This window comes from Enterococcus sp. GPZ-007 (genome assembly GCF_059374735.1).
On the sequence record NZ_JCAFYN010000015.1, the window covers coordinates 31,725 to 45,719 of the forward strand.

The following is a 13,995-nucleotide window of genomic DNA, read 5'->3' on the forward strand; positions in this document are numbered from 1 at the left end:
GTCCGCTTTTTTTCTGCCGCCAAAAAATAAAGAAATATCGACTGCAAAAGTCGATATTTCCGTTAATTTACCTGAATTTTTTCTTTTTTTATTTGCAGGTTCTGGAGCGTTGAATGTTCCTGTAAAAGCTCTGCCAATTCCAAGAGATTTTTGATGCAAAGATCCGCACCATGTTGGTAAAATATTTCAGCCGCTTGCTGATTCAACTGCTCCATTTCTTCCTTAGAATACTGTTTGTATTCCTCCAGTGATAGCCCCATCACGGAGCTGCCTTCTGTAACAGCAATGCTTAATACCCCCGCATTTTTTCCTTCTTGAATGTCAGAGATTGTATCCCCTACCTTAATTACCTCCGCCATTGAACGGTTTTGAAAAAAACGCATATTCTCAAAAATCATAAAGGGATACGGGCGTCCCAATGAATCTACATCATCCGGTGTAACAACGTAATCTGGATGGTATCCTTCTACTCTAGCCGTTTCAAAAACAACCTCCATCATTTCCTTGGTATAGCCCGTTGTAGAGCCGATGTTATAGCCTAATTGTTTGATTTTTCTCATCGCTTGCTTCGTTTCTGGCTTTAAGTGACTGTTTTCCGCCAGATCTGCAAATAGGTAGGTTTCAAAATCTTGATAGATACTAAGAACATCATTTTCATCAGAAGGACGGCCATAAAGCGCCAGCCATTCTCTTTTTACTTGATCAAGCGAAAGCAGCTGCTTGATATGATCTATTTTAAGCATCCCCATTGGTTTTCGAATCTCTTGGTTTGTGAGCTCGATGTTCTTATTACTAAAGGCTTTTTTGAAGGCATGGACTGGAGCCATACAGCCGAAGTCAACTGTGGTCCCTGCCCAGTCTAAAATAATCGTATTAACTGACATGAGCTACCTCCGAATAGTTTTCAATGACCTTGACCAACCGATCAATATCTTCTGGATAGATTTCCCCAATATTTCCAATTCGGAAACAATCAACGCTGCTTATTTTTCCAGGATAGATGACAAAACCATTTTGTTTTAAATGCTGATAAAAATGCTGAAAATCAAACGCTCGCTGCTTTGGATAAAGAAAAGATGTGATAAAAGGACCTTGATGCTGCGTGATGAATGGCTGGTAGCCTAATTCTCCCATTTTTTGCCGCAGTAGGCGATTATTCGTCAAATACCGCATGTAGCGTTGGTAGATCCCACCTTCCTTATCTAATTCTTTCAGTGCTTGATAGAAGGCCAAAACAGTATGAGTCGGCGAAGTAAAGCGCCATTTGCCATCCTTTTCCATCGTTTCATATTGATCATACAGATCTAAAGACACTGTTCGAGCAAAATCTTTCCGTTGTTCAAGCTGCTCCCGTTTGGCTAAAACAAACGAAAAGCCAGGAACACCTTGAATGCATTTATTCGAACTTGAAATGAGAAAATCGATCGACAGTGCGGAAACATCTATGGGAATCCCGCCAAAGCTAGACATCGCATCAACAATAAACAGCAAACCATGATCTTTAGCCAGTGCTGCTATTTCTTCCAACTCGTTCAGAATGCCAGAAGTCGTTTCGCTGTGAACCATGGCGATCGCTGATATCGTGCGATCACCAGTCAGGATTTTTTCTATATCTGAAGCTTGGGGAATCTCATCCTCTGCCACTTCATAAACACTGTACATTAGATTGTAACGCTCGCACATACTGACTATTCGACGGCCATAGGCGCCATTGGCACAGACCAGCACATGATCTTTCGGTCCGATCATCGAACCTATGACTGATTCCACACCAAATGATCCGCTGCCCTGCATCAAAATAGTGGTGTATTCTTCTGAGGTGACACTCGCTAGATCCAACAGCTTTTGTCGGATTTCTTGTGTGATTCCTTTGTATTCTTGGTCCCATGTACAATGATCCACCATCATCGCTTGTTTGACAGATTTACTCGTCGTCAGCGGCCCTGGGGTTAATAATTTATATTCCATGTTACACTCCTTAATCGACTAATTTTTGATGCTTCTCTAATAATTCTGCAGTCAATTCTTTCGGGAAAACCTTTTGATTTTTGGCTACTTGTTCCGAATTGACTGTTTCTCCTTTGTATAGAGCACTAGGGTAAATCTCCAGCAAGTCTTTGCGGCCTTTTTCTAAAATCAGATCCAGCATTTTTTGCGCTTCTGGATTGGTTTGTTTCCCTTTATCAATCACTGCTAATGATTCGGTCAAAGCATAGGTTCCCTCTGATGGCTCAACGAAATCAATCGGCAATCCGTCCTGTTTATCCTTGACTGCCTGATGTCGTAATCCGAAACCGATCGCAACTTCTCCTAAACGAACCTTTTTCAATGGGCCTGAACCAGAACTTTCCAAATGATCCCCCGCATTTTTATAGATACCTTGCAAGATTGTTTTTGCTTCATTCTCGCCATAATTATCAACTAGTGCTTGGAACAGCAACCAGGCAGTAGAAGATTGTTTGATGTCTGAGATGGATAATACATCCTTGTATTTCGGATCCGCTAACTCTTTCAAACTCTTCGGAATCGGCAGCTTCATTTCCTTCATCACATCCGTATTGTAAAAAATCGTTCCTTCTTGGACGGTAAAGGGTGCGGTGTAGTCTGGAATCTTCGTTAATGAATCAACAGGTAATTTTAGTTCCTTGAACATTTCCTCTTTTTTCTGAGCACTATTTAAATAGAAGGAACTCATCGTCACTAAGTCGGCTTCAATATTTTTTCCTTCTGCTAAAAGCTTGCCGCCCAATTCAGATGTGCCGAAAGATTGTAGCGTATACTTGCCCTTGTAGCCGTTCTTATCTAAAACATTCTTAATGACCTCTACCGGTTCTTCATCAGCATTTGTATAAATTGTGACCTTTTCGTTCGCAGCGTTACTTTTGCTGCAGCCGCTTAATAATAGAAGGAAAAGCAGACTTCCAAGTAAAGCGAGTAGTTTCTTTTTGTTCATTCATCATTCCCCTTTTTATAAGTTGTGTAAGTCCTTGCATGGCTAAATTGATTACTAATAAAAACAACGAAAGCATAAATATATCGTTAAACCGACCAAAATGCTGGAGCTCTTTTAATTTGGCAGTAATAACCATTGTGTTGGCACTTGTTAAAAAAATTACAGCACTAATCGTCACCATCGAGTTGAAAAAGTAATAGGCGAAGATATCAACGATCGTCACCTTTGAATTAGGGATCAAAATCCGCCAAACAGTTTTCAGCCAGCTGTCTCCCATTAGCTTGGCGGTATTTTCCCAATTCAAATTCATCTTTTGCAGCGCTTCTTTTGCCATCTGATAGGGTGTCGAGAAGTAATGAACAATCGTTACGATGACTAAAACGATTAACGTGTTATGCAGCTGACTGCCGCTGAATAATAATAAGTAAGCAACTCCCAAAACCATTCCCGGAATCGAGTTGGTGATTGTAGCGATACTGTCGATCACTTGGTTGAGTTTATAAAGCTTACGCTCTCTAGAAGTTAGGATTGCCGCTAGATAGGCAATGATCGTTCCAATTCCGGCAGTCAATAACGCCATCATCAGCGAGTTTTTCAACGTTAAAATCAAGCTGTCATCTTGCATAAAGCGGGCAAAATTATTTAGCGTTGGACGCAAATCATAAGGCCAATTACTCACCAGCGGAATAATGATCAAGACAGCAAAGACACCTAGTATGAACAGTGACAAACTAAGAAAGAGTAGTCGAAAGCACCAATCTCTCACCGCATTCTTTTTGATTACTGCCTGACGTGGTCGTTCATAGCGTACTACCTTCTTCTGTAAATGATTCAGAACCAAGATACTGATGATCGATGGTAGCAGCATTGTCAGGGCGACCAAGGAGCCAAACTGAAAGTTCGGAATTGTTCCCATAAAGCCTTCATATAATAATGTCGTGATAAAGGGTGTTTGTCCGCCAACTGCACTTGGAATCCCAAAATCAGTAAACGACATGAAGAAGCCTTGCAGAAAGGCGACCGCCAAAACGCGAGTCAAAGGATTCAGAATCGTCTTATATAGTGATCGATACCAGCTGTCCCCCATCAAACGAGACACAACAAATAATTGTGTATCCAAGTATTTCATCGAGTTATTGATCAAAATAAAGATTGGCGGCAATGTATAGATGACAAAGCCTAATAAAATACCGATGGAGCCATAGATATGGAACAGTTCCTGTTGAAAAACCTTGCTCCATAGGCCTTGTTTACCAAAGGCATAAATAAGGACAAAGCCATAAGTAATGGTTGGTAAAAGCATCGGAAAATGCAGAATGCTCTCATTCACCTTTAAAAATCTCTGATTGATCCGAGTAAAATTATTTCCGTAAGCTAAGAAAAAGCCCAAGACTGTTGAACAGCTTGTCGCCGCTAAAGAGTATTTCAAGCTGTTGCCAAACGATACCTGCCAATCCTGATTGAAAATCTGGATACTACTTCCCCCCGAACTGGGAAAAGCGGTCAGCACGATCTGAATGATCGGATAAGCCAAAAATAAAAAGAAGAAAGCAAGCACGCACCAGCTAATCATTTTTTTCAATGAAAAGGCGATTCTCATGATGCCACCATTTCCACAGATTGCTGAAATATTTGCTGAATATTTTGTTGCTTGATCGCCAATTGGTTGACGATGAACTCTTCGACAAAATGACAGGAAGCTTTACTCATAATTTCGACCGGCGAACTGCATTGAGCGATTTTTCCTTCATCGAGAACAACGATTTTATCAGACATCGTCAAAGCCTCTTCTGGATCATGAGTGACGATGACGATAGTCAATTGAAGCTTCCGCGCGATTTCTTGGATTTTGACTTTGATTGATTCCTTGATTACCCCATCCAAAGCACTTAGCGGCTCATCTAACAAAAGCAGCTGCGGCTTCATTACTAGCGTGCGTCCAAGTGCAACCCGCTGCTTCTGTCCACCGGACAATTGATGGATCGGTTTCTCCAAATGGTTTTCCAAATTCAATAATTGGATCAGTTCATCAACCTCTGCTTTAGTAGAACACTCTTTTTTATTGCGTAGTCCGTATGTCAGATTTTGATAAGCTGTTAAGTTAGGAAACAAAGCATAATCTTGAAATACAATATTGAAGGGCCGCTTTTCCATCAATGTGTGCGTGATATTCATCCCGTCAAAGAAAATTTCTCCCCCACTTGGCTCTTCCAATCCTAAAATCAGATTTAATAAAGTGGTCTTTCCTGAACCTGATTGTCCAAGAATAGAAACAATCTCGCCAGATTCGATTTCTAAGTTAATGTTTTCCAGTACGGTCGTCTCTTGAAATTTTTTCGAAATGTTTTCGAGTTTTAACAAATGTATCTCTCCTTTATTCGCATTTACGAATCAATTTTTCAAACTGGATACCGTCAGCGAAAACAAACAAGGACAGCGGTATCCTCTGACAAAAAGTATACCGATGCAGTGTAAAGACACCGTCAAGTTCACGCAAAGATAAAATAAAGATTGTTATGGTTGTGTAAAGAAAGTAAATTTTTGCACTTGGTCAACAGGAAAAAGACGGCCAAACGCATTCTGGTAGACTTATTGTTTTTTCTGACCTCTATTCGTTGCACCCGCAACGTTTTTCTTTTATACTATTCTATGCTCGTTTCAGTGAGAACTAATTAAAAATCAGAGAGGAACATTTCTTTGGAGAATTCTTTTGTAAAAACAATCAATCGCATTGCTCAACTCTCAACCTGCTATCGAGAAAATAAATTTAAGAAGTTAGGCTTAGGTGAGATGCATCATGCTTACATCTTAAGTGTTTGTGCTGAACCAGGAATTTCACAGGAAGAGCTGGCCTGCAAAATCTTTATTAACAAAAGCAACGTTGCTCGACAATTGGCGCAGCTGGAGCAGAAAGGTTTCGTCACTCGACAAAGCGACCAGCAGGACGCACGACGGCTGAGAATCTTTCCAACCGAAAAAGCCTTAGCCATCGAGTCAGAAATTCGTTCAATCCTAGCAGATTGGAACCAAACGTTGTTAGCGGAGATTCCGGCTGAACAACAAGAGGCTGTATTATCTGGATTGCACACAATCATGGAGAAAGCCGAAGCAGAAATGTGCAGCAAGAAATAATAGACAACATGAATAAGGAGCAAAAATGAAATTAATTCTAAACTACCTGAAGCCTTATCGTTTCCGAGTAACGATAGGTGTAATCATTAAATTTTTAGGAACCATGATGGAATTGATCCTGCCTTGGACTTTAGCCTATATTTTAGATCAGGTCATTCCGCAAAAAGACCCCGAGAAAATTCTTCTCTGGGGTGGTGTCATGTTGGCGGCTTCTGCCTTTGCCTTGTGGGCAAACATTGTCGCCAATCGGATGGTCTCACGGGTCGCAAAAGATACGACGGAACATATTCGTGGAGACCTGTTCCACAAGATTACTTATCTAGACACGACGCAAATTGAAGACGTCGGAGTCTCCTCATTAGTTTCACGTGTAACATCTGACACCTACAATATCCATCTGACCCTTGGTGTCATGCTGCGGATGGGGATTCGCGCACCAATTCTTTTAGTTGGGGGGATTTTGATCACTACTACTTTAGATCCGATTTTGACATTGGTGCTAGTTGCAGTGATGCCGATCATCTTTGTGATGGTGACACATATTTCCAAAAAAGGAGTGCCGCTCTTTGGCAAGCTGCAAAAGCAAGTTGACCAGCTTGTTTTGACCGTTCGGGAAAATGTGACTGGCTCGCGGGTAATCAAGGCCTTATCAAAGGAAGCCTTCGAACGTCAACGATTTGAAAACGTAAATCAGTCTTTAGTCAATGCAGAGACGACAGCTAATGTAACTTTGGCTGCCTCTCCCGCTCTGTTGGATTTATTCCTGAACTTAGGTTTAACGTTGGTGATCGTCGTTAGTGCTTACCGGGTGAACGCTGGTTTGACACAGCCCGGTGTCATCGTGGCCTTCCTGACCTACTTCACAATCATTCTAAATGCGATGCTCTCGATCACGCGAATCTTTGTTTTGTATTCTCGCGGCTTAGCTTCGGCGAATCGGATCAACGAAGTCCTGCGCAAAAAAACTGCTATAGTGCCGGGAACATTGGCTCAGCGAAACACCGCCTCTACTAAATTAGTTTTTGAGGATGTGTCTTTTGCATATCCAGATGGCGCTCCTGCGATCGAACATATCAGCTTTCGTGTCGATCCTGGTGAAACGTTAGGTATCATGGGTGCGACCGGCAGCGGAAAAACCACGATCGCCAGTCTGATCCTGCGCTTATATGATCGAACTTCCGGTCAGATCTTATTAGACGGTCAAGAGATCAAACACTATTCCCTTGATGCGCTGCATCAAAACATTGGTGCTGTCTTGCAAAAAGACGTGCTCTTTGCGGATACGATTCGAGAAAACATTCTATTTGGTCGAACCTTTTCGGAAGAACAAATTCAACAAGCAATTGATGATGCGCAGGCACGAGAATTTATCGACAAGCTCGCAGATGGTCTGGAGCATCACCTGGAAGCCAAAGGACAAAATCTCAGTGGTGGACAAAAGCAGCGGGTGCTCTTAACTCGTGCTCTGATTGGACAACCCGATCTATTGATCCTTGATGATTCTTCCAGTGCGCTAGATTACCATACCGACGCAAATCTGAGGAAAGCATTACGAACAAATTTTGGCGAGACAACAAAAATTTTGATCGCTCAACGGATCAGCTCGATCCAGCATGCTGATAAAATCCTTCTATTAAATAAGGGGAAAATGATCGGCTACGGGACCCATGAAGAATTACTCGCGGAAAACGCGACTTATCAAGAAATCTACCAAGGACAGACTGGAGGGCAAGCCATTGAAGAATAAAGGTTCACGCAAGGGCACGCTGCTTCGTTTGTGGGGTTATTTATATCAGTTCAAATGGTTGCTGTTCTTAGCAGTAATCTTAACGATCGCCAGCAATTTATTTGCTTTAGTCGGTCCCCTGCTCTCCGGCTATGCTATCGATGCGATTCAGATTGGTAAAGGCAATGTCGTTTTCCAAAAAGTTTTCTTCTATTGTAGTTGGATGGTGGTCTTCTATGCAGCTTCCGCGATTTTAAGCTACGGCATTAAACGGCTAATGATCTATTTGAGCCAGAAAATCGCGTTTCGTCTGCGGAAAGATCTTTTTGAAAAGATTGTTTCGCTGCCAGTCGGTTATTTCGACCAGCACCAGACTGGGGATATCGTCAGCCGGATGAGTTACGACATCGACACCATCAATACTTCGCTGGCTAGTGATTCTGTTCAAGTATTGAGCAGTTTAGTCACTGTCATCGGCTCTTTTGTTATGATGATGGTGATTTCGCCCCTGATGGTCACAATCTTTTTAGTTACAGTACCGGCATCAATTTTACTGACGCGCTACTTGACCAATAAGTTCCAGCCGTTATTCCGCAAACGTTCTGCCAAGCTTGGTGAATTAAACGGTTTGACCGAGGAATTCCTATCCGGCGAACAAACCACCAAAGTTTATCATCAAGAGGAAACGATGATCAGCCGCTTCGCTAAGAAAAATGAAGATGCAATGACGGCTTATTACAACGCGGAATACTACGGCAGTATGACTGGTCCTTCCGTCAATTTCATCAACAACGTATCCTTGTCATTGATCAGTATCTTGGGTGCTTTCCTATTCTTATTTGGACACTTAACGCTAGGAAAACTTTCTTCGTTTGTTTTGTACTCTCGGAAATTTTCTGGACCGATCAATGAGCTGGCGAATATTTTCAGCGACCTGCAGTCTTCTATCGCAGCGGCTGAACGGATTTTCAAGCTGTTAGATGAAGAACCCGAAGTCCAAGACATACCTAATGCTCATGTCTTTGAAAAAGCCCGCGGCGATGTTCATTTTGACCATGTTTCCTTTAGCTACCAAAAGGAACAGCCGGTCATTCAAGATTTATCCTTTGATATTTCCGCCGGCAGCGTCGTCGCCATCGTTGGTCCGACGGGTGCTGGGAAGACCACGATCGTGAATTTGCTGATGCGCTTTTACGATCCTGATAGCGGTGCAATCTACTTAGATGGACAAAATATCAAAGAAGCGACCCGCAGCAGTCTGCGGAAGCAATACGCGATGGTCTTACAGGATACTTGGCTCTTTACCGGAACGATCTTCGAAAATCTGACCTATGGGAATGAGGACGCCACATTAGAAGATGTGATCAAGGCGACTAAAGCCGCCCACATTCATGATTTCATCGCACAACTGCCAAAAGGCTACGATACGGTGATGACTGAAGATGGGTTAGCGATCTCGCAAGGTCAAAAGCAATTACTGACGATCGCTCGGGCAATGCTGCTGAATGCGGAGTTGTTGATCCTGGATGAAGCCACTTCAAATGTGGATACACAGACAGAGCTGCAAATCCAAGAAGCGATGGGTAAATTGATGGTAGACAAAACTTCCTTCATTATCGCCCACCGTCTCTCAACCATTCGTGAAGCCGACCTGATTCTCGTAGTCAATGACGGAAATATCGTTGAACAAGGCAATCACGAAGAATTGCTAGCTAAACATGGGCGTTATTACGAGCTTCATCAAGCACAATTCGAAAGCTAAAAAATCAGAGTATCCACGAAAGCGTGAATACTCTGATTTTATTTTGTCTTTTTCGCAATCTGCTGAACAACCTCCGCAAATCGTTCGCGTTCATTGATCCAAGGATTGTGGCCTGAATGTTCAAACCAAACGATTTCCTTACTTGGAGCATCCAGCTTCTTATAATAATCTTCTGCTAAACTAAGTGGCGCATTGATATCATGCTTCCCCAGTAAAAAATAAACGGGAATATCTAATTTTGAGTAATCCCTCCGCAAGTCTACATCGTATAACTGCGGATACACGTGATTGAAGGTTTGCAGGATGCCTCGAAGATAATTCACTTTATCCAAGATACCGTATTCCTTTGCTGCAAGATCACGCATGGTTTGGAAGCCAGCATTTTGAATCTCAGGATTTCGCGCCATCGCTTGACTCAGATAATTGAGATAAGTCGCGCTTTTGGTCGTAACTGAACTGCCGTAATAAGGCGGCTCACCGTTTTTCTTTAGTGTATCAATAACCTTTTGATCGCCGTTTTCCTTCGCCAGCTTCATCGCTAGCGCATAATCAATTTTTTCCGTCTCTTCAAATGCTACCATCTGCCCGGTTCCAATAAAAGCTTGATAAAGTTCCGGCTGTTCTTTCGCCATAAAAATACCTAATGCGCTCCCCCATGATTCACCGACTAAATACAATTTTTCCTGCTTAAACTCTTTTAGGAGTAAACGGACCAACGCCGTTCCATCCTTCACATAAGTTTCTGGTGTTAATTTTTTTCGCGAAATCGCAGAAAAGGATTTTCCTGAGCCCGGCTGTTCCCAATTGACCACAACAAAATTTTTTTCTAGTTCTGCAAGTTCATAACGCGTCGCAGCCAGCTGCGATCCACCCGGTCCACCAGCTAAAAATAAAAGTAATGGCTTGTCGCGATTTTCACCTCGAATGCTGATCCATTCTTTGCGCTCGTTCAAATGAACTTCTCTCAGCTCTGCAATACTATTTTCTTTAACAATTTTCGGTGTCGAGGCTGTCAGTTGAGAAAAAAATACCAAGACAATCGCGAAAACGATGACAATCAACATACCCTGCACGCTCCTTTTGACTCCTCTTGTCGCAAACACGTCATTCCTTCCCCGAAAGCGTTTAAATAAATATAGTAAAAATTTTATCAATAACGCCACAATGAATAGCACAAGTAGTAATACAATTAAGATAAATAGCCCCAAAACCAACATTACAATCCCTCCTCCTTTTTTGACCACCGTTCAACAGTGTCATCATAACAACTTTTTGAACAGTAGTCAACTTTTTGTGATATACTATTTTTGGAGGTTGATACGATGAGTAAACGAGAATTGATTTTAGATGCCCTGCAGGAATTGCTTTACGAAGGAACGGCTGGGACCGCTTCTGTTCAAGATATTGCAACGAAGGCGGGGATTGCGAAAGGCGGACTATACTACTATTTCAAGAGCAAAGAAGAAGTCTTGGATGCTCTAGTCGAACGCCAGTACAGCAATGTCATCGAAACTTGTCGCACAAAATTAGCCGCTGTCGAGGCTCCTGCACTAGAAAAAATCAAGCTATTATTATATTTTTACCGCAGTACCGAAGTAGACCGTGCAATTGACGTTGCCTTGCATGAACCGCAAAATGCCGCGATCCATCAGAAATCGATGGCCTTTATCCTGCGGCAGCTTTCACCAATCGTTGGTGAAATTTTACAGCAGGGCCTCGAGGAAAAGATCTTCACCTGCGATCAGCCGGAACAGATAGCGGAAATTTTACTGTCACCAATTATCTTTTTGCTCGATCCCGGCTTGTTCACCTGGACCGATCAAGAAGTACAATTGAAATTAAAAGCATTGGCGCAAATGCTCGAGGCCAGTCTTCAAGCACCGATAAACTCATTTGCATTTCTTTATGAAAACTGGACACAGCAAAAATTAAAATAAAAAGTTGAAGGCCGCATCGCAGCCTTCAACTTTTTAACTGTTCAGCATATTCTCGACTATTTCTTTGCCAAGAAATGTTTTTTCCCCTAATTCATCAACGGTCATACCCTCCGCCGCTAACCGTTTCACCATCACCGTCAGATCTTCACCAACCTGAATCACGTGCTTGTCTGGATCATAGAAACAAGCGACCTTTTGTCCCCAAGGCATCGTTGCGACATCTCGCAGGAAATCCAGCTTTTCCTCTTGCGTACGCTCAAGAAAGCCGTCAAAGTCCTCCGTCTCAAAGTAAAATTCTACCGTATTGTTCTGATAGTTGAACGTTTCTTTGTCGCAACCCGTAAAGCGAATCCACGATTCTTCCGTTTGCAGCGACAATCCGCCATTGAAGGTCACATTCTCACCAAAATCAGAAATAATATCTACCTCTAGAATTTTACGATAGAACGCCTTTGACCGTTCCATATCTTTCACCACCAGCATTGGTCCTCGATATTCCATGCCATTCCTCCATTTCTTAAAAACGTTTACATTATTGTTTACTATATCACAAAAGAGTTGTTCAGTGTTTGAAAAATATCATTCCACGTGTATTGATCCGCTGATGTGCTAAGACAAGAAAAAAACTTGGAGCCTTTCGACCCCAAGTCCTAAAAAACTATTTTGCTTCAGCATACGTCAGCTTTTTGCCAGTCATTTCTTCATAGTCATTAACCATGATTTCCCAAGCTTTGTCGATATCTTCATCCAAACCGAACAGTCCGCTGCGGCCTACGATATAAATATCTGGTCCAGCCGCATCAATGCGTTTAAAGGATTTACGATTGGAAGAACCGTCCATCTCGATCACGTAATTGTAGCCTTTTTCTTCCCGTAACTCTCGTAAAGCCACAATCTTATCTAACGTGCTTTCGATAAAGCGTTGCCCGGCAAATCCAGGATCAATCGTCATGATCGTGATTTTATCCACCAGTTCGATATACGGGAAAATCGTATCAATCGGTGTTTCAGGATTCAAGACAATGCCCGCTTTTAATCCCGCATCGTGAATCTGATCAATCAGACGGAAAGCCAAGCCATCCAATACTTCTGCGTGCATGCAGATCCACTCGCATTGCAGATCGACTAACTGCTGTACCCAAAAACTAGGATCAGTCACCATCAAATGGGCGGACATCGGCAGCGTCGTGATTTTTCGCAGTTCTTCAATGAACCATGGCGATAATGTAATATTCGGTACATAATGCCCATCCATAATGTCGATATGATAGGAATCTACTTTGTCATTTAAAAAGGTGATCTGTTCTTTAAACTTGTCTAAATCCATCGTCATCAATGATGGGGAAAATTCTACTTTTTTCATGTGTCGTCACACTTTCCTAAAAAATTTGAATGTCTTCTAAATTAATATCGTCTTCTTCTTTTTCAACTTGCAGCGCCGCGTCTTCTTCGGTGACATTTTTCTTAATAACCGCGAGAACTACCGCTGTCACGACAACATTGACTAAGATTGCGATCACACCTGCCCATGGCTTCGACATAGTCGGAATCATCAGTACTCCACCAAATGGGACTGTCGCATCCGCACCTAAGATCATCGTCGTTGCTCCGCCGGCAAAACCACCGATCGCTGTTGCTACGACACCTCGCACGATATCATTCATAACTAATGGAATGACACCTTCAACGATATTGATGACACCCATAGGAACGGCCGATTTCAGTGTTTCAACTTCTAATTTCGTGTAGATATTCTTGCCGAATAATTTCGCGATAAAGAAAGCTAAACCAAAACCGATCGGTGTTGCCGTATTAACCAGCTGTAAAGCGGTAATCGGTCCATTTAACCCTTCCGCCTGCATCGTCAATACAAAAGCGAAGACTGTTTTATTGATAGGACCGCCGTAATCAACACCACTCAGTAGACCGATCACACCACCAAAGATCAATAGTGAAGAATTGCCTAATCCATCTAAGAAGTTTGTTAATAATCCTGTTAGTGCAGCAATTGGCGCACCAATGATATACACCATGATCAGGCCACCAATAATCGATGTTAAGAATGGGATAATCAGCGTTGGCATCAAGCCTTTTGCCCAATTTGGCAGCTTGACATATTTTAAAATTGCTAATACTAGATAACCTGCTAAGTAACCACCTAAAATTCCGCCGATAAAGCCTGCACCGATCGCATTTGCTGTCAAACCAATGATGAATCCGGGGGCAATCCCTGGTTTTCCACCGATCGAGTATGAAATTCCGGTCGCGATAACAACTGGCAATAACCCTAACCCTTTACCGCCCATCGTAGCTAAGGCATCCCAGATCGTAAACTCACCTTGAACTAATGCATCTTGACTGGAACCGCCAAAGGCCATTCCGATGGCGATCAAGAACCCAGCACCACAGACGATCGGAATTAAGTAAGAGATCGCTGTCAATAAGTGCCCTTTAAGATTTAACTCTTTAATTTTTTTCATTTTTC

General features: G+C 42.4%; 13 protein-coding genes. 4 read left to right on the plus strand and 9 right to left on the minus strand.

All coding sequences use genetic code 11. The features are described 5' to 3' along the window. Positions 1 to 62: 62 nt before the first annotated feature. The 5 genes from phnX to AC4J95_RS09685 are packed head-to-tail and all read right to left on the minus strand — an operon-like array spanning position 63 to position 5,314. Positions 63 to 884: a phosphonoacetaldehyde hydrolase gene (gene phnX / locus AC4J95_RS09665; protein ID WP_316403554.1), complete on the minus strand. Its 822-nt coding sequence runs from the start codon at positions 882 to 884 to the stop codon at positions 63 to 65. Continuing rightward, positions 874 to 1,968 (minus strand): 2-aminoethylphosphonate--pyruvate transaminase, encoded by a 1,095-nt coding sequence (phnW, locus tag AC4J95_RS09670; RefSeq protein WP_494549703.1) that lies wholly within the window; start codon positions 1,966 to 1,968, stop codon positions 874 to 876. The genes phnX and phnW overlap by 11 nt, the downstream gene beginning before the upstream one ends. A 10-nt stretch (positions 1,969 to 1,978) precedes the next feature. After that, entirely contained in the window at positions 1,979 to 2,953 is a 975-nt protein-coding gene (locus AC4J95_RS09675) for an extracellular solute-binding protein (RefSeq protein ID WP_494549704.1), read from the minus strand. Then, on the minus strand, positions 2,877 to 4,553 hold the full coding sequence (locus tag AC4J95_RS09680; protein WP_494549705.1) for an ABC transporter permease subunit: 1,677 nt from the start codon (positions 4,551 to 4,553) through the stop codon (positions 2,877 to 2,879). The genes AC4J95_RS09675 and AC4J95_RS09680 overlap by 77 nt, the downstream gene beginning before the upstream one ends. After that, positions 4,550 to 5,314, minus strand: coding sequence for an ABC transporter ATP-binding protein (locus AC4J95_RS09685; RefSeq protein ID WP_316403558.1), 765 nt, complete (start codon positions 5,312 to 5,314; stop codon positions 4,550 to 4,552). The genes AC4J95_RS09680 and AC4J95_RS09685 overlap by 4 nt, the downstream gene beginning before the upstream one ends. A 336-nt stretch (positions 5,315 to 5,650) precedes the next feature. Between AC4J95_RS09685 and AC4J95_RS09690 the strand changes: the two genes are divergently transcribed. From AC4J95_RS09690 to AC4J95_RS09700, 3 genes are read left to right on the plus strand one after another with little or no spacing between them, the layout of a single operon-like run. Further along, complete coding sequence (locus tag AC4J95_RS09690) at positions 5,651 to 6,085, plus strand: MarR family winged helix-turn-helix transcriptional regulator (protein WP_316403559.1); 435 nt, start codon at positions 5,651 to 5,653, stop codon at positions 6,083 to 6,085. A 25-nt stretch (positions 6,086 to 6,110) separates the two neighbouring features. Further along, the gene (locus tag AC4J95_RS09695; protein WP_494549706.1) at positions 6,111 to 7,832 is read left to right on the plus strand and encodes an ABC transporter ATP-binding protein; all 1,722 of its coding nucleotides are present in this window, start codon (positions 6,111 to 6,113) and stop codon (positions 7,830 to 7,832) included. Beyond that, positions 7,822 to 9,573: an ABC transporter ATP-binding protein gene (locus tag AC4J95_RS09700; protein ID WP_494549707.1), complete on the plus strand. Its 1,752-nt coding sequence runs from the start codon at positions 7,822 to 7,824 to the stop codon at positions 9,571 to 9,573. Before AC4J95_RS09695 ends, AC4J95_RS09700 begins: the two co-directional genes overlap by 11 nt. Before the next feature lie 38 nt (positions 9,574 to 9,611). On the opposite strand, the gene AC4J95_RS09705 is transcribed toward AC4J95_RS09700, so the two are convergent. Continuing rightward, positions 9,612 to 10,637 (minus strand): alpha/beta fold hydrolase, encoded by a 1,026-nt coding sequence (locus tag AC4J95_RS09705; protein WP_494549708.1) that lies wholly within the window; start codon positions 10,635 to 10,637, stop codon positions 9,612 to 9,614. 258 nt (positions 10,638 to 10,895) lie between these two features. Between AC4J95_RS09705 and AC4J95_RS09710 the strand changes: the two genes are divergently transcribed. After that, complete coding sequence (locus tag AC4J95_RS09710) at positions 10,896 to 11,510, plus strand: TetR/AcrR family transcriptional regulator (RefSeq protein WP_494549709.1); 615 nt, start codon at positions 10,896 to 10,898, stop codon at positions 11,508 to 11,510. Positions 11,511 to 11,543: 33 nt separating this feature from the next. Here AC4J95_RS09710 and AC4J95_RS09715 read toward each other — a convergent pair whose 3' ends face one another. The 3 genes from AC4J95_RS09715 to AC4J95_RS09725 form a co-directional block, all read right to left on the minus strand. Further along, positions 11,544 to 12,011: a VOC family protein gene (locus tag AC4J95_RS09715; protein WP_316403564.1), complete on the minus strand. Its 468-nt coding sequence runs from the start codon at positions 12,009 to 12,011 to the stop codon at positions 11,544 to 11,546. Between the two features lie 157 nt (positions 12,012 to 12,168). Next, positions 12,169 to 12,873, minus strand: coding sequence for a D-allulose 6-phosphate 3-epimerase (gene alsE / locus AC4J95_RS09720; protein ID WP_494549710.1), 705 nt, complete (start codon positions 12,871 to 12,873; stop codon positions 12,169 to 12,171). Between the two features lie 16 nt (positions 12,874 to 12,889). Then, the gene (locus AC4J95_RS09725) at positions 12,890 to 13,990 is read right to left on the minus strand and encodes a PTS fructose transporter subunit IIC (protein ID WP_316403566.1); all 1,101 of its coding nucleotides are present in this window, start codon (positions 13,988 to 13,990) and stop codon (positions 12,890 to 12,892) included. Between the last annotated feature and the right edge of the window lie 5 nt (positions 13,991 to 13,995).